Annotated in this window: 14 protein-coding genes; 10 read left to right on the forward strand and 4 right to left on the reverse strand. The window is 39.1% G+C overall.

What is annotated here, in order from left to right; all coding sequences use genetic code 11:
- Nucleotides 1-196: 196 nt before the first annotated feature.
- The 3 genes from DKG80_RS14575 to DKG80_RS14585 form a co-directional block, all read right to left on the reverse strand.
- The gene (locus tag DKG80_RS14575; protein ID WP_109832101.1) at nucleotides 197-1054 is read right to left on the reverse strand and encodes a glycoside hydrolase family 25 protein; all 858 of its coding nucleotides are present in this window, start codon (nucleotides 1052-1054) and stop codon (nucleotides 197-199) included.
- A gap of 742 nt (nucleotides 1055-1796) precedes the next feature.
- Nucleotides 1797-3230 carry an outer membrane beta-barrel protein gene (locus tag DKG80_RS14580; RefSeq protein WP_109832102.1) on the reverse strand — a complete coding sequence of 478 codons (1434 nt, stop codon included), beginning with the start codon at nucleotides 3228-3230 and terminating at the stop codon, nucleotides 1797-1799.
- Nucleotides 3223-3750, reverse strand: coding sequence for an RNA polymerase sigma factor (locus DKG80_RS14585; RefSeq protein WP_245907017.1), 528 nt, complete (start codon nucleotides 3748-3750; stop codon nucleotides 3223-3225). The genes DKG80_RS14580 and DKG80_RS14585 overlap by 8 nt, the downstream gene beginning before the upstream one ends.
- Nucleotides 3751-3907: 157 nt before the next feature.
- Between DKG80_RS14585 and DKG80_RS14590 the strand changes: the two genes are divergently transcribed.
- Nucleotides 3908-5065 (forward strand): DUF6786 family protein, encoded by a 1158-nt coding sequence (locus DKG80_RS14590; protein ID WP_109832103.1) that lies wholly within the window; start codon nucleotides 3908-3910, stop codon nucleotides 5063-5065.
- An 82-nt stretch (nucleotides 5066-5147) separates the two neighbouring features.
- Here DKG80_RS14590 and ald read toward each other — a convergent pair whose 3' ends face one another.
- Nucleotides 5148-6263 carry an alanine dehydrogenase gene (ald, locus tag DKG80_RS14595; RefSeq protein WP_109832104.1) on the reverse strand — a complete coding sequence of 372 codons (1116 nt, stop codon included), beginning with the start codon at nucleotides 6261-6263 and terminating at the stop codon, nucleotides 5148-5150.
- Between the two features lie 378 nt (nucleotides 6264-6641).
- On the opposite strand from ald, the gene DKG80_RS14600 reads away from it, so the two are divergent.
- From DKG80_RS14600 to DKG80_RS14645, 9 genes are all read left to right on the forward strand, one after another.
- Complete coding sequence (locus DKG80_RS14600; RefSeq protein WP_109832105.1) at nucleotides 6642-6983, forward strand: type II toxin-antitoxin system RelE/ParE family toxin; 342 nt, start codon at nucleotides 6642-6644, stop codon at nucleotides 6981-6983.
- Entirely contained in the window at nucleotides 6967-7269 is a 303-nt protein-coding gene (locus tag DKG80_RS14605) for a helix-turn-helix domain-containing protein (RefSeq protein ID WP_109832106.1), read from the forward strand. Before DKG80_RS14600 ends, DKG80_RS14605 begins: the two co-directional genes overlap by 17 nt.
- Nucleotides 7270-7344: 75 nt before the next feature.
- Nucleotides 7345-7842, forward strand: a complete 498-nt coding sequence (locus DKG80_RS14610; protein WP_109832107.1) for a hypothetical protein — start codon at nucleotides 7345-7347, stop codon at nucleotides 7840-7842.
- 151 nt (nucleotides 7843-7993) lie between these two features.
- Complete coding sequence (locus DKG80_RS14615) at nucleotides 7994-10795, forward strand: VPS10 domain-containing protein (RefSeq protein WP_109832108.1); 2802 nt, start codon at nucleotides 7994-7996, stop codon at nucleotides 10793-10795.
- A gap of 243 nt (nucleotides 10796-11038) precedes the next feature.
- On the forward strand, nucleotides 11039-13189 hold the full coding sequence (locus DKG80_RS14620) for a TonB-dependent receptor (protein ID WP_109832109.1): 2151 nt from the start codon (nucleotides 11039-11041) through the stop codon (nucleotides 13187-13189).
- Between the two features lie 11 nt (nucleotides 13190-13200).
- Nucleotides 13201-13608: a DUF2141 domain-containing protein gene (locus tag DKG80_RS14625; protein WP_109832110.1), complete on the forward strand. Its 408-nt coding sequence runs from the start codon at nucleotides 13201-13203 to the stop codon at nucleotides 13606-13608.
- Nucleotides 13609-13617: 9 nt separating this feature from the next.
- Nucleotides 13618-14250, forward strand: coding sequence for a tetratricopeptide repeat protein (locus tag DKG80_RS14630; protein WP_109832111.1), 633 nt, complete (start codon nucleotides 13618-13620; stop codon nucleotides 14248-14250).
- A gap of 566 nt (nucleotides 14251-14816) precedes the next feature.
- Entirely contained in the window at nucleotides 14817-15890 is a 1074-nt protein-coding gene (locus DKG80_RS14640) for a sensor histidine kinase (RefSeq protein WP_162555904.1), read from the forward strand.
- Nucleotides 15887-16627, forward strand: a complete 741-nt coding sequence (locus DKG80_RS14645) for a LytR/AlgR family response regulator transcription factor (RefSeq protein ID WP_109832114.1) — start codon at nucleotides 15887-15889, stop codon at nucleotides 16625-16627. The genes DKG80_RS14640 and DKG80_RS14645 overlap by 4 nt, the downstream gene beginning before the upstream one ends.
- The last annotated feature ends 61 nt before the right edge of the window (nucleotides 16628-16688 follow it).

The raw sequence follows: 16688 nt of genomic DNA on the forward strand, positions 1-16688 counted from the left end.
CGAATTTGCAATTCGGTGCAACTATCGTAGGTTCTTCGAACCGCATTATACAATGGGCTTACAAAGCCTAAGATCGTCCTTCCAGATTGCAAATCTGGAAGCGCTGTTTAAACTATAATAATTCCATTACTGCTAAAATCACAAATACAGAACAACCACAATGAATGACATTTTTTTTGATTGCTTTTAAGAGCATTCACTCGTTAAGGTCTACCATATTTTTAAGAGGCACAGCCGATATATCTAAATCTATTTGTGTAGAAAAAGCATGGTAGTTATCACTTCTTTGCCATATTAAATAGCCTTTTTGTTTCCAAACATTTGGAATTAACGGGGCTTGATGGCCGCTGTATTCGGCTAGCCAAAGATCGTATTTAGAAAATTTAGCATCGGTGATGTACTCCTGAATAAAGGCATAGTCTGAATAAATGATTGGTTTTCGTCCGCTCAACTTTTCCAGTTCTTCGAGGAAATTTTTAATCTGTTTCTGTAATTCAAGAGCAGTTTGACCTTTTACAAGTCCGCCTTGTTCAATATCTAAAATGGGAGCAATATCATAGGGTTTGATATCTTTAATCACGGTATAAAAATGCTGTGCCTGTGCCTTAGGATCTTGTGAGCAGTCATAAAAATGATAAGCACCTCTCAATAAGCCTTTCTGTTGGATTTCACGCCAATTAGTTTTAAACATTGGGTCTACATATTGGGTACCTTGAGTGGCCTTACAGATTGCAAATTGAATACTATCACTGTGGGCAGGTAATTTCTCCATAATGCTTCCCTGATAATAGGAAATATCTATTCCATAATTATCCTTTGAATCATTTTTCAATCTGTTTTTTAAACTAGTTGGAATTTTCTCAGTAGCAACTTGAGGAACCTTGATATCTAAGAAATTGAAAATGGAACTTTCTATGGGTAGATTCTCATTTTTCTCAGCTACAGTACATGAAAGCGAGATACAAATGCCTATAATGATTTGATAACCATACTTTCCTATTTTCCTGATCTGAGTCCATTTGTACATTTCTATTTCCTGATTATTTTGTTGCATGTTAAAAGATTTCAATGAGACGTTAAAAAGCTTCCTGAAATCAACTAAACTAAATAGTTATCACCTCAACGATGTTATTATAAAAGTTATATCGGATAAGACGTAATTGTTTAATAAAGATACAACTAAACTAATTGACTTAGAACTATCTAAAGTCAAAACTTGAGTTGTGTTGATCAATATTCGCTTAGTATCTAACTAATGATTTCTCACCTCATTTTGCATAACGGCTCAAAACATAAAAATCATCAAAAACGAAAAATTATCCATTGTCTTCAAACCTTTAAAGCTACTTCCAGTACTACAAAAAAGATGAAAGGGCTGGAAATACCCGATTGGATAGATTAGCAATCATTGCCATCTTATTCTCAGAGAGAAAAACAGCAATTTGAGTAATATCATCAGAGATTTTAAAAAGTTCACAGCTAAAAAATTTACAGAATCATAGAAGATAAAATCACACAGGTGAAGGAGAATTTTATCTCATATCCAACGAAGCCATATATTCCAGATAACATATCTTCCCTTTGAGTCCATATTGTTCCAATGAACCTTTTGGATTAAGGTCATCAGTTCAAACTGAACCGATGACCTACCTGTCTGTTTGGTACTAATCCAAAACAATCTTTGGGGACTTTCAATAAGTCTTAATTACAAAAAAGGAGGCTTAAAACAATGATTATGAAAAGCATCTCCGCCGAGACGCGGCTCTCTTGAAAATGGTTGCCTATACCTAGGATTATTATTTCAACTTGATGATTAGGAGCGCATGGCCTTGTACAGAGTTGAACTTTTCATTGAATCCCCCTAGCGATTGACCTCCAACAGAATGCTGCAATTGCATGGCATAGTCCAACTTACTATTGATGGGGACTCTGAAACCTGCTCCATATCCTACCGACGGGAAAGAAAATGATTTTCCATCCTCTACATCAGCATTTAAATATTGATCATCAAAAGTTTCAAACTTATAAGACTCACTCAATAGCAATCGTGATCTCAATGATACCAAAGCATATGGTTGGAACTTTTTGTCTGGCATCAAATAAACTTTAGCTTCTAGTGGGATATCCATCCACTGTACAGTAAACTTCAACTCTTTGGCATCCGCTAAGTCAGCTGCGGTCAAATCTTCGAAAACACTCAAGTCTAAATCATCTATCTCGTAGGATTCACCATTACCTATATGATATTCCAGTCCTGAGGATACACCTATGTATTTGTTGAACTTGTATTCTACACCTCCTAGAAAAGCTCCGTTGAACATATTTCCAAAACTAGTAGGAGCTATTCCAGGCCCCATTCCTCCATAGAGGCTCCACGATCGATTGGCTATTTTCTTTTGCTGCTCACGCATCTCTTGTCGTCTAGCTACTGCAGCACTATCTTCTTCCATTACTTCAACTGAGTCTATCGGTATAAGCTGCTCTTCATTTGAATCAGCAGAGGCCAATGAATCCGAAATAGCCTTTTGCAGTTCTCTTTGCTCTTGTTCTAGAGAGGCAATAATCTCGTTGCGAAGTTCATTGTAGAGTGCTTCTCTTTCCTCTGGTGTCAATCCTATTGACGCTCCTCTCGTAGATTCCATCCCATCATTTGCTAGTTCCGGCTGAGAAGTTGATGTAGGAGCTGATGCGTAAAAAACTGGCTGATCGGCAGTTCCTTCTGGTAATATTTCGCTTAGTAGCTCTGGGTCTGACTTCATAGTTTCTATCAACTGAGTCATCGCTTGATTGACCAACACTTGAGAATCTAATGCCGTCATCGGGCGATATGCTGCGCCTGACCTAGTATAATTTGATGAATAGATCGTATCGAGTCTCTGTCCATCCTGATCAATGTACACTCTCCTATAAGATCGCTTAGCGATAGAGTCATAGTAAATGATTGATTCACCTCCACTGATCTGATTCATCGCCAATGTTGAATTCCCAACTTGATGCAATTCAATAATTCGCTCCTCCAGCATGAAGGTTCGGTAGATCAAGAAAATAGTAGTCAAAAACAATACTGCACTAGCAGCTGCCAGATACTTAACTGTTGACGACGAAGCGTAGCTGGACACTGATGGCAAATCATCAAGCATACGAGCCATCTGTCCCGGTGGCGGTCCACCCGGATCAATGTGGGATTCCAGTTTCCCTTTCAGTATATCGTCAAACTTCGATTCATCCATTGCTCACCTCCTTTCGGCCTGAGTCCAATAGCATTTTTTGTAGCTTCTGTCTAGCTTTCGATAAGTTAGACTTTGAAGCACCTACCGATATTCCTAGCTCTTTAGCTATTTCATCATGTTTATACCCTTCTATCGCGTATAGTGTAAACACCATTCTGTATCCGGGAGTGAGTTGCTGAATAGCATCCAATATCTCCTGAGCACTCATCTGCGATAGTGCATCTTCATTGAGATCGGCTACTTCATTCTCTACGACGTCTAGTTGACCGATCTCTAGTCTTTTCTTTCTGAAAAAGTCAATGGAGGTATTGACAATAATTCTTCTAAACCATGGCTTGAAAGAATCAGCATTGGTGATGGTATCAAGCTTTCCAAACGCTTTAATAAAGGAATCGTGCACTATCTCTTGTGCCTCCTCTCTAGTGTCCGAAAATCTCAAACCTACACTCATAGCATATCCATAGAAGTCCTCATATAGAGCTACCTGACTCTTTCGATGGCCTTTAGCGGCCTTCTTCAATATTTTATCTAAACTGCTCAATTCAAGAGCTCACCGCCCAGACGGGATAAGGTGGCGTATGGTTGCCTAAGGTTGAGAAAGTTGCAAATATAATGCGATCATTAAGACGAAGAGCCAAGAATCGTAATAGCTTTATATTCACCTAAATGTCAAAATCATGAAATACCTACTCCCCTTACTGTTGACTCTTGCGTCTTGTCAATCTTCTGACTTGATCAACTATTCTACTGACAAGAAACTAATAGAGAACAAAACGGAATTAATAGAACTCTATAACAACGACGGTCAATCTCGAATACTCATCGCTCCTGCATACCAAGGTAGAGTATTGGCAAGCACTCTAAACTGTACCAAAGGACAAACTATTGGCTGGCTAAATAGAACTGAACTAACAAAAGACACGGTACATGGTGGGCAAGTGGGAGGCGAAGATCGGTTATGGTTTGGACCTCTGGGTAGTCAATTCTCCTTTTACTACCAACAAATTGAGCCTATTCATGAAGATAATTGGCTGGTTCCAGACTCTTTCAATAATGTAGCTTATGAAGTGATCGAACAATCTAACGAACATGTAAAAATGAAGCAAGACTTTCTTCTCCAAAACTTCGTGGGAACCGAATTTGATATTGAAGTATATCGTGAAGTTGAGCTTCTGCAACCTGACAACTTAAATAGCTATTTAGAAGCTGAGATCCCTGAGGGTTTAAATGCTGTAGCATTTGAAAGCCGTCATCAAATGATCAACTCTGGTGATAGTACATGGCGCAAAGAAACTGGGCTTGTGGGGCTTTGGAGTTTAGGAATGTTTCCAGGTACCGATGAGACGACTGTATATGTGCCCTTGAAATATGACCTTTCACTATCTGACATTTTTCAGTACTTCGAAATTGACAACACTGACATACTGAGTATTAAAGACAAGCTTTTATCTTTTAAAGCCGATGGGTTGCTCAGAAGTAAATTCGGGATACCTAGCCAATATGCTCCTGAGCTAATCGCTTCTTATTCAAAAGATAGAAAACTACTTACTGTGGTTCAATACCAACAAACTGAGGATAGTCTCTACTATAATGGCCATGTAAGCGTTCAAGAAAATCCGTACGATGGTGAAATAGTCACGAGCTACAACAATGGTCCATTAGATCAAACTTATGCAGAAGAAAGGACTTTCTATGAACTAGAATCTCAATCTGCTATGAGAGAATTAGCTCCGGGAGATACCCTGACGCATTATCACAGGACCTTTCATTTTTCAGGAGAGTTCAAGGATTTGAAGGAACTGGCTAAAAGAATTGGAATTCAATTGGGGAATTAGGTTTATTATCAAATACAAAAAAGCCTATCCAATCTTCTGAAGAAACTCATTGATTGGACAGGCTTAAATTCTTTAGTTATTCTCAGTCAAGAAACTTCTCCACATCTGAATAATCAAGATCAAAAGTTTCTGAAACTGCCTTATAGACAATTTCTCCATCTATGACGTTAAGGCCTTTTTTCAACTCTTCGTTATTCTTACATGCCTGCTTCCAGCCTTGATCTGCTAACTGAATCGCATATGGTAATGTCGCGTTGGTCAATGCCAAAGTAGAAGTATATGGCACTGCTCCCGGCATATTAGCTACACAGTAATGTAGTACGTCATCTATGATAAAAGTAGGATCTTCGTGAGTAGTAGGGCGACAAGTTTCTATACATCCTCCTTGATCTACTGCTACATCTACTAAAACCGTCCCTGGAAGCATATCTCCCAGCATGTCTTTAGTAATCAAATTCGGAGCCTTTGCACCGGGTATAAGAACTGCGCCTACTATCAAATCATGGGATTTGATCAGTTTTCTAATGTTGTACTCGCTAGACATCATGGTATTGACATTGGCAGGCATGATGTCATCCAAATACCTTAAGCGAGCTAAATTGAGATCCATAATCGTGACGTCGGCCCCCATTCCAGCAGCCATTTTAGCAGCGTTAGTCCCTACGACACCTCCTCCAAGTATCAATACCTTAGCAGGCTGTACTCCTGGTACTCCACCTAGTAGAATTCCACGGCCTTGCATAGGCTTCTCCAAATATTTAGCTCCTTCCTGTATCGACATACGACCAGCGACTTCAGACATTGGTACCAATAATGGAAGACTTCTATCAGCTTTCTCTACTGTCTCATAAGCCAAACAAACCGCATTGCTTTTTATCATTGCTTTGGTAAGCGGCTCATAAGATGCAAAGTGGAAATAGGTAAATAGCAACTGCCCTTCTCGTACCAACTCGTATTCTGGCTCGATAGGTTCTTTCACCTTCATGATCATTTCAGCAGTAGCATAAACATCTTCGATAGTAGGCAATATTTTCGCCCCAGCACTTGTATAGTCTTCGTCTACAAAACCACTCATCTCTCCAGCAGATGCCTGAACGAACACTTCATGCCCTCTTTTGATCAACTCATGTGCTCCCCCAGGTGTGAGCGCTACCCTACTCTCATTGTTCTTAATCTCCTTTGGAATTCCAATTATCATTTTTGTCTCTGTTGTTTAATAAAAGATAATGTTGTTGTCATTCTCATTTCAGAAATCTGAAATGACTATATAGGGCTAAAATTAATGGGTACTATTCTAATTGACAGTGCTGATTGAGACGTTTCTATGAGTCTTCAAAGAGCTTCAGTCTTTTATTTCCTCTCAGCTAATTAATCCCATAAAACAAGCTGCGAAATATTGGTTCTATATACGTTTCGACTTTGCTTTTTAATTTGAAGTAGTGACGTATTGATGGATCACTAGAGAGGGGGGATTGATTTTTCTAACCTTGCCCGTAAGACTGAAATAAGTAGCATAGTACCCTATTTCACAAAAAAGTAAGTTTCACTTTAGTACAACTTACAATATCTTTGTTATGTGAATAACAAAATAAGGACTGCCGTCTTCTTTAAAGATTACTTTGAATCCTTTTTCGTTAAACAATCCGAAAAAGTACAGAGAAAAATTATTTGGACTATTAGCTTAATTGAGGAAATCCAGAATGTTCCAGAGAAATATCTTAAACATATCAAGGGAACGGATGGGCTTTATGAACTAAGAGTTCAGGTAGGCAGTAACATTTATCGAATATTTTGCTGTTTCGATGAAGGTAAATTGGTAATTCTAATGAATGCTTTTCAAAAGAAAACTCAAAAAACGCCTAAAACTGAAATCGAAAAAGCTTTGAAAATAATGAAAGAGTATGAACAAGAAAAGTAACGTAGTCACCCTTGATGAATTCAAAAACAAACATTTTGGAGAAATTGGAACTTCAACGCGCAATGAGCTGGAAGAAGGATATGATAACTTTAAAATTGGAGCACTTATTCATGATGCTAGAATAGAAAAGGGTTTGACTCAGGAAGAACTGGCTATCAAGATAGGAACTACTAAATCTTACATATCTAAAATTGAAAACAATATCAAAGAAGTCAGGCTTTCTACTCTGAAGAAAATCGTTGAACTTGGTCTTGGAGGCCGACTTGATTTATCGATAAAACTATAAACACTAATAAGAAGGGTGTACATAGCTTTTTTCAACTAAAGCAATAAGCATCTTTGTGAATTCAAAAATAGAACCATGAAATACCTGATATTTCTATCAACCATACTTTATACGAGTTTTATTCAAGCTCAAACTGCTAGAGAACCTATTTATTTCATTAATTCTATACAAATACCTAGCATTTCAAAAGAGACTTATATTAATCCAGATAACATCAAGGATCTAAGGGTAACTCATGAAACGACTAATGGGGAAATTCGAATAACATCGAAAACTGACTATTCTGACTATTTAACCATTGAAGAAATACTTCAAAAACACTTTAACTCTGATGTATTAAATAAGGATCATTTCATCAAAATCAATGGAGAAGGTTTGTTTAAACTTGATAAAATCAGAATAGACCCAACTTTCTACATTTACACTAAAACAACTGACATATCCCAAGCCATATACCTTGGAGAAAACTATAACAACCTAACAATTATTGATATTCAACTCGAAAGGAAAAAGAGAAAACCTGAAGTTTATATTAGAGGTATTGACGAAATCACTGAAGCACTAAAACCTTAGAATAACCAAATCGCCCCCCTCAAATACCTAATAATTTACCGCCCTTAGCTGACTCATTTCATACTCAACAGCTATTGTCTTTATAGCCCTAGGATTCGTTATTTGTATAATTCGGTATCACACCGATTAGCAGAAACAGATACGAGAATTAATGAAGACTAAAATTACAATCATGCTGTGCTTGCTTGCATTGACTGCAAGTGCACAAAAGAGCTTTGTCAAAAGACTCCAAACTGAAAGAGTAGAATCTACGGGGCCCATTACATGGACGCAAACATCACCTGGTAATGCTGGTTTCGCGAATATGATGCGCTACCACCCTACTATTCCACAGTTCGTGACGCAGTGCCCAGATATGTGGAATATCTATCAGTCCGAAAACAATGGGGATAGCTGGTATAGCATCAAAGACTACGATGGTAATGGTGACTTTTACCACATAAGAGAGTTGTTGTATTCTCATGCAGACCCAGATTTTGGGGTAGCGATAGAATCTTCGAGACACTGGTATACTGAAGACAGAGGAAAGGCATGGAATTTCATCCCAAACTGCCCTTGGTACAAAGCCAAGCCTGACGGTACGGATCAACAGGGTTGGTTCAAGAAAGTAGCGTCATTGGGTCTTGACCCTAATGATAAAATGACTTGGTATGTAGGAGGTGGTGCGAATGTCCGTCAACAAGAATGGCTCTCCTGCTACAAAGACATTACCATTAACAATCCTCACGGTAAAGAAGAGCGCTTTACGGGTAAACTTTGGAAAACAACCAATGGAGGAAAAAGCTGGAAGGAAGTAACAAAAGGACTTCACGACAAAGCACAAGTTGGTGTCATCATAGTCAATCCTGCTAATTCTGATGAAGTCTATGCGGCTTCTAACTACGGACTTTTCAAGTCCACAAATGGTGGAGGAAGCTGGAAAAATATCTCCGAAGGCAAGTTGGATAACAATATCATCATGGATATGGACTACTACTATGATAAGGAGTCCAAAGAACTTACCCTATACTTGATCGATCAGGTACAGTATCTACCAGATGGTCAAACTACAAAATGCAATGGAGGTATTTACATGACTAGCAATGGAGGTAAATCTTTCACCAAGATGAATGGAGATCTCGCGCTTGATATTAATCGTCTTTCTGGTGGGGTACCTAAGAACTACTACCAATACATTGGCATCTGGTTTGAGATGGAAGGCAAGAACAATTACTTCAAAGGGCAAGCGGCTAAGAAAAAATATCCAAAACTACCTACTGCTGCGCTTCAGTGTTTTAGTATGATCAGTGCTGACCCTAGTAGAAAAGGTGCGGTATATATCGGCTTTGCTGACCCACAAATTGGAAACTCAATCATGCCGGGTCGTCTTTGGGTAACAGAGAATGATGGTAAGAAATGGATCAATACTGCTAGACTTTACCAAGACGCTTGGGAGCGCGACAAGGAATATTGGATAGAACGCGGTAATCCATATAATGAAAACATGGAGGTAGGACACTACTCTCCTCACATGAGGTTTGGTACTAACTATGCTTTGAGATCGATGAGAGGTTTGGACGTAGGTGTGGATGGTAGCGTAATGATCGTATCTGATCACAGTACTATGCTAAGTACCGATCATGGTAAGACTTGGAAACAGAAAGACGAAGTTTACACAGAAAGTGGAGCTATCATCGGTACTGGAAACAGTAATCTTCCAGGTTTAATAATTCATCAAGACAAGAGATTGGAATCAGCAGTATTAGGTTCGGGAGAGCACAGAGTTTGGATTCCTACGGATGACAGTCCAGACGACAGAATCGCTCTTAAGTATATTGAAAGTCCCCCCGCTAGTGTTATTTCAATAGCTTCTGATCCTTATGATGGTCAAACAGTCTACGGTACGTCTAGCCGTCAGGAGGATAAGCAGTTCATCTTCAAAAGCACAGATGGTGGGCACAACTGGGCTAAGCATGGTACAGCTACCCCAGCAACCAACAAATGGCTGGATGACATGTACACTAATGGACTTTGTGTAGACCCGATCAACAGCCAATATATGTATCACGGTATCACCAAGATTGTAAATAAGAACAAGGGGCATTTGGCTGGCTTCTACAGATCAGAGGACGGTGGTAAGACTTTCCAACAAAGCAATAAAGGTTTGCCAGCCCCTGTCAGAATCAGTGATATCAAGTTTGACCCGAGAGATGAATCTAGAAAGTCTCTCTTTGCAGCGGCTCAGAAAAGTGCGTTTGTACAAGAACGTCCTAATGCTGAGGGTGGCCTATACTATTCTTCGGATCGAGGACTTTCTTGGAAAAAAGTAAAAACTCCTGCTCAGATAGATTGTGTCATGAAAATGGCTTTTGATCATTCTGGTAGATTGTATATCACAACTGGCTATCGTCAAAATGGTCAAGGACTTTGGTATACCGATGACTTTGGTAAAACTTGGGTACAGGCCTTTGCTTATGCAGGTACTCGATCAATTGATATATCACCATTTGACAGAAACCTTGTAGTGGTGACTACTGAGTATATGGCTGAAAATCCTGGTGTATTCATCAGTAGAGATAGAGGTAAGACATGGGCTAAAAGTAACAAAGGACTTGGCACTCCACACAAAATCGAAGACATCAAATTCGACATCTATGACCCAAAAGAAATCTGGAGTGCGACCAAAGGCTGTGGATTCTACAAGGGTAAAATGGATATCAACGACCCTATTCAGGTAGTAAAAGTTGAGAAAGGATCAATTGAACTTTCACCGGGAGCTACTTCATCACTGAGTGCCCAAATCATAGCTAAACAATATGCTAGCCAAAAAATTACTTGGAAGTCTGAAAACGAGACTGTGGTCAAATTCAACAAAAAAGGTGAGCTAGTAGCAATCGGCAAAGGAAATACGAAAGTATGGGCAACTACTGCTGATGGTAGATTCGCAGATCATACAGTAGTGACTGTGAAGTAAAATATAAAAATGGTTATTGCGAGGAACAAGGATGTGGCAAGCTGGTCCGCTATGAGAAAATCAGGAACAGATCGCTTCGTTCCTCGCTATTGACGTTTTATTAGATTCTTCTTCTTACTTAATAATAATTAACCTTTTTAACCCCAACCCACAACTCATCCTACCTATTCGACGGTTCGTCAGACTTAAATTCTGATCGCCACACCAGTTCTTCATGTTTGTATCATCAAAACAAACAAAAACATGAAAGGACTAGCGTTCATCTTACTTATTCTCAATCTAGCTACTCAAGCATCCGCCATCACCATCAGTGGTATAGTTACATCTAGCGGAGAAGCTCTTCCCGGTGTCAATGTTTATATCCAAGACAGCTACGATGGTGCTACTTCTAATATGGATGGTCTATTCTCTTTCGAAACTAGTGAATCTGGTAGCCACACATTGATAGTGAGTATGATCGGATACCAACCGATCCAACAGGAAATAACAATCAACAACTCTCCTATTCAGCTCAACTTCAATCTAAAAGAGGAGATCAACCAACTTAATGGCGTCACTATTACAGCAGGAGCTTTTGAAGCTAGTGACGAAAAAAAGTCTACTATACTGAAACCATTAGATGTAGCCATGACTGCTGGAGCACTAGCAGATATCCCTGCTGCTATGAATACGCTACCTGGAACTTCTCGGAATGCTGAAAGTGGTAGACTCTTCGTCAGAGGAGGTACTGCTGATGAAACACAGGCATTCATTGATGGTCTCTGGGTGAATAGCTTCTACAACCAGACTCCAAATAATATCCCCACAAGGAGTAGATTCAGTCCTTTCCTATTCAAAGGCACCTTCTTCAGTACTGGGGGCTACAGTGCAGAATTTGGTCAGGCATTGTCTTCGGTACTGTCACTCAACTCTGTAGACGTCGCTCCTGAGACACAAACTGAGCTAGGACTAATGACTGTAGGAGGTCAAGTGGCTCATACTCAAGCTTGGGAAAACGCATCGGTATATGGACAAGTGGGATATATGAATTTGGACCCTTATATGAATCTTGTCGAACAAGCATACGACTGGAAAGACGGTATTACTTCGTATGATGGCACATTCATGTACAGTCAAAAGATAACTGGAGATGATATGCTGAAAGTTTATGTCACCGGCAATCAATCTGACTATGGAGTGGTCATACCAAGTCCCAATAATACCACAGGTGACTATGTACAAAGTGATAATCACAACTTCTATTTAAATACCAGCTACAAAAGAGCGATCAATGAGAACACCTCTGCTTACTTAGGGTTAGCCTATGGAGAGCTTGAAGATATGACTCAGTTCAATGAAGTCAGCATCAACACCAATGAAACCTCTACTCATGCTAAGACTTATGTCGCTACGGACTATAGAAATGTAACCATCAAAACCGGTGCAGAATGGATATTCAAAAGTTCAACTCAACTCACCGATGTAGATACAGCAGTCTTTAAACCATCATTCAAAAACTCTCAGCTAGGTGCGTTTTCAGAAGCAGACTACTATATCACCAAAAGCTGGACAGTGAGAGCCGGACTGAGATACGAACACTATGGATTGACTGACCAGCATGTCTTTTCACCTCGTCTATCCACGGCATACAAAACCAGTGAAAACAGCCAAGTGTCTTTTGCTTATGGCAAATTCCATCAACTGGCTCCCAACGACCTGCTATATATCAATGATCAGCTTTCATATGAAGAAGCTGACCACTACATGCTGAGCTATCAATTGACTAAAAATGATTTTACCCTCAGAGGAGAAATTTATCAAAAGAACTATGATGAATTGATCAAGTTTGACCCTAGCCAACAGTTCAACCCTACGCTGTACGACAACAGTGGATCTGGCTACGCTAGAGGCTTTGACTTCTTCTTTAGAGATGGCAAGACGATCAAGAATGCTGACTATTGGATTACCTATTCTTTCATAGATACCAAAAGAGATTTCAGAAACTATCCCTACGAAGTAAGACCTCAGTTCGCTGCAATGCACAATATCTCGGTGGTCTACAAACACTTTGTACCTGAACTCAAGACACAGTTTGGAGCCAGTTGGAGCTTCAACTCTGGACGACCTTACAACAATCCCAACGAAGAGGAATTCAACGGAAGCATGTCTCCGAATTATGCAGACCTGAGTTTCAATGCTGCATACCTGCACCGATCAAATGTCATCTTCTATGTGTCGGTATCTAATCTGACAGGTCGAGACAATGTATTTGGATATCAATATGCCAATGCTCCAGATGATCAAGGCGTCTACAAGGGAATGCCAGTTGGCCAACCAGCACCAAGGTTTTATTTACTGGGTGTGTTCATCACACTCTCCAAAGACAAACAGAAAAATCAATTAGAATATTTATAAACATAACAACTATGAGAACTAAACTAATCACAGCGGTAATTATGCTAGGCATGATTGCCACTACTCAGGCTGAAGACTTGAAAGTAGTCATCAAAAACATCAACGGAAAAGGCAACGTGAAGGCAAGTCTTTTTGATTCAGAAGAGAACTTTTTGAGAAAAGGTAAGCGAATAAGTAAAGCTGTCAACGAGGAAGGCGACATGACAATCATCTTCAAAGATGTGACGCCAGGTACCTATGCAGTCAGCATCCTTCATGACCAAAATGCTAACGGTAAAATGGACAAAACCAACTATGGTAAGCCTACGGAGCCCTATGGATTTTCTAACAATGCCAAAGGCTTTTTTGGACCTCCATCATTCGAAGATTCAGCATTTGAATTGAATACGAACAAAACAATTGAAATCACCCTTAAATAATATAAGAACATGAGAACGCTATCAATAATTCTATTCACTATCCTTTCTTTAACAGCTTGGGCTGGCAACAAATATGAAGATCAAATGACTTCATCTATTCAGTCCCTCTATCGCGCCTCCCCTAATGAGCTTGATCAACTGACTAATAAGTTTAATAGAATCGGACAAGCTGAAAAAGACAAATGGGAACCATACTACTATGCTTCTTTGAGCCAAGTATTCAAGTTTTTCCAAACTACTGACAATACCGATCGAGATCTCGTCATCGACCGATCATTGGAGATCTTGTCATCAGCTGAGTCTATTGCTCCAGCCAACTCTGAGGTGGTGGCTTTGAAAGGATTTGCTCTCATGATGAAGATGACTGTAGATCCAGCTACTCGTGGAAAATCAATGGGTGCTAAAATAGGTGCGACACTTGGCAAGGCTGTTCAGCTCAACCCCAATAATCCTAGGGCAGTACTTTTTCTAGGGCAGATGCAAATGGGAACGGCTGAGTTCTTCGGAGAGTCGACTGACGACGCATGCCAAATGGTACTGAAAGCTGATCAATTATTCAAAGAACAAGAAGTTTCAGATCCTATAGCGCCAAGCTGGGGAAACTACGGAATAGAAGAATGGCTAGGAAAGTGTAGCAAATAATACTTATAAATTGGGACGAGGTCTGACACCATATTCAGTGTCTGTAAAAAAAATTAGCTCCTCGTCCCTCGTCTGAGTACGCCAATTATTTTTCTTTCTCCAAGTACAGTGACTTGGAGCTCGTAGATTTTTCAGATTGAGTAATCCAACTGGCGAGAACGAAAAAAAAAGTTTTTTTTGAAAAATCAGCCCGCGAGAAGCTCGTAGATTTTTTTTATCGAAAAATCCACCCTGAATAAAGAGAAAAAAAAATTTATGAGGAGTAATCAGTACAGAGTAGACCAAAAAATAATTTTTTCGCATTAATCCACACTGCGCAGAGCTCATGGATTTTTTACGCGCTTCAAGTCAGTAGATGTCGTCAAAAGAAATTTTTTTGGATAAAAAATACGACAGGAATGCTACAAAAAAACTCAAAAAGGAGACTCGAAAGAGAGAAATAGCTTGATGAAAAGCTTAAATCTTTATCTCAGAGTGAAATAGAAAGAAATTTAATTTCAAGCTGACACTGGTAGCGATTATTCTGATTAACAATGAATAAACAACAAACCTTAGATTTGTCAAGGATGAAAAATACAGAATATCACATGTACAAAGGGGGGAAGAAGATGCTCTTCAAAGTAGTAGCCTTACCATTGGTTGGTAGCATTATTATTGCCTTTGGCTTCTGTCCCAACTGTCTCCAAACCGGACACTATGAAGAGTATATTGTCAATGTCTTCTTTTCATTTGTGCTATGGAATGCAATAAGCATGGGTAGCTATGTTTTTGTCGTCAAGCCATTGGACAAATATTTACCATGGCTTGAGTACCCTGTAGCAAGAACAATCATGAGTATAGTCATGAGCATATCTTATGTCACCATCATTCTACTTGTACTTTACTACATATTGTTAGAGGTATACTACGGCTTTGACTTCTTTCATTTACTCAATAATGGGAAGCTTACTAAACCCATCATCTACTCTACTTTGATTGCAATATTTATTTCTCTCTTCTTTCATGCTAGAGGTTTCTTCTTTGCATTTAGAGAGGCGGCAGTTCAAAACGAAAAACTTAAAACTGAAAGTATCAACGCTAAGTTTGAGTCTCTCAAAACTCAGGTAAATCCACACTTTTTATTCAATAGCTTAAATGCACTGACCATGCTAGTAGAAGATAAAAGCGACGGTGCTGTTGACTTTATTCAGAAACTATCAGGCGTATATCGTTATGTCTTACAGCAATCTGACCAAGAATTGGTTTCATTGGTCGAAGAACTAGACTTTGTTCATTCTTATGTTGACTTACACGAAATACGTTTTGGTGAAAACTTCAAAGTAGATTTTATCCAAAATGAGTCAATCAACGATACTCAAATGATACCTCCGCTTGCTCTGCAGCTATTGATTGAAAACAGTATCAAACACAATGAAATCTCTTCAGACCGACCATTGAACGTCCAAGTAACTATAGAGAACAATGCAATCATTGTCACTAATAATATCAACCCGATCCGAGTAGAAAAGAGAGATTCTACTCAACTAGGCTTGAAAAATCTACAACTGCGATACAGTTTCCTGACCAATGAATCTGTTGAAATCAATCAAACCGAAAAGGAATTCTCTGTTAAACTACCAATACTTAATCCAAAATCATGAATGCACTCATCGTAGAAGACGAAGTACTAGCAGCCAATAGACTAAAAAGAATGCTAGGTGAGGAAAAAGTAGACGTAATAGCTACTAAGGATACTGTCCGAAACACTGTTTCTTGGCTAGAAGAAAACCAATCAAGCATAGACCTCGCTCTGTTTGATATTCAACTGGCAGATGGATTGAGTTTTGAAGTATTCGAAAAAATGAATGTGAAATGCCCTGTAATCTTCACAACGGCGTATGATCAATATGCCATCAAAGCTTTTGAAGTCAATGGAATAGACTACCTACTGAAACCGGTAAAAAAGGAAGACTTAGTACGTGCCATCAGTAAAGTAAAACCACAAGCTCCAACACTTAGTCCAGAACTAATCAATAGCCTCATCAACACACAAAAAGACTACAAAAAGCAATTCGTCGTCAAAGTCGGTGAGCATATCAAAATGATCAAAACATCTGAAATATCTGCATTCACCAGTGAAGACAAGGCCAATTACTTGATCAAAGAAGATGGGTCAAGAGTTTTGATAGATCAAACGCTAGACAAGGTAGAGAGCTTAATTGACCCAAAGGAATATTATAGAATCAATCGAAAATTTATTATCAAGATGGATGCTATTCAGGATATTATCGCTTTCTCTGGAAGTAGACTGAAATTGACCTTGACGAATTTTGAATCACAAGATCTACTTGTGGCAAGAGAAAGGGTCAAAGACTTTAAAAGCTGGTTGGAGACGTAAATCATTAATTCGAGCTTTTCAGTTAATTCCGATAATTCTCGTAAAGTCCCGATATCTGCAC

The organism is Reichenbachiella versicolor (genome assembly GCF_003171675.1).
GTDB classification, from domain to species: Bacteria; Bacteroidota; Bacteroidia; order Cytophagales; family Cyclobacteriaceae; genus Reichenbachiella; species Reichenbachiella versicolor.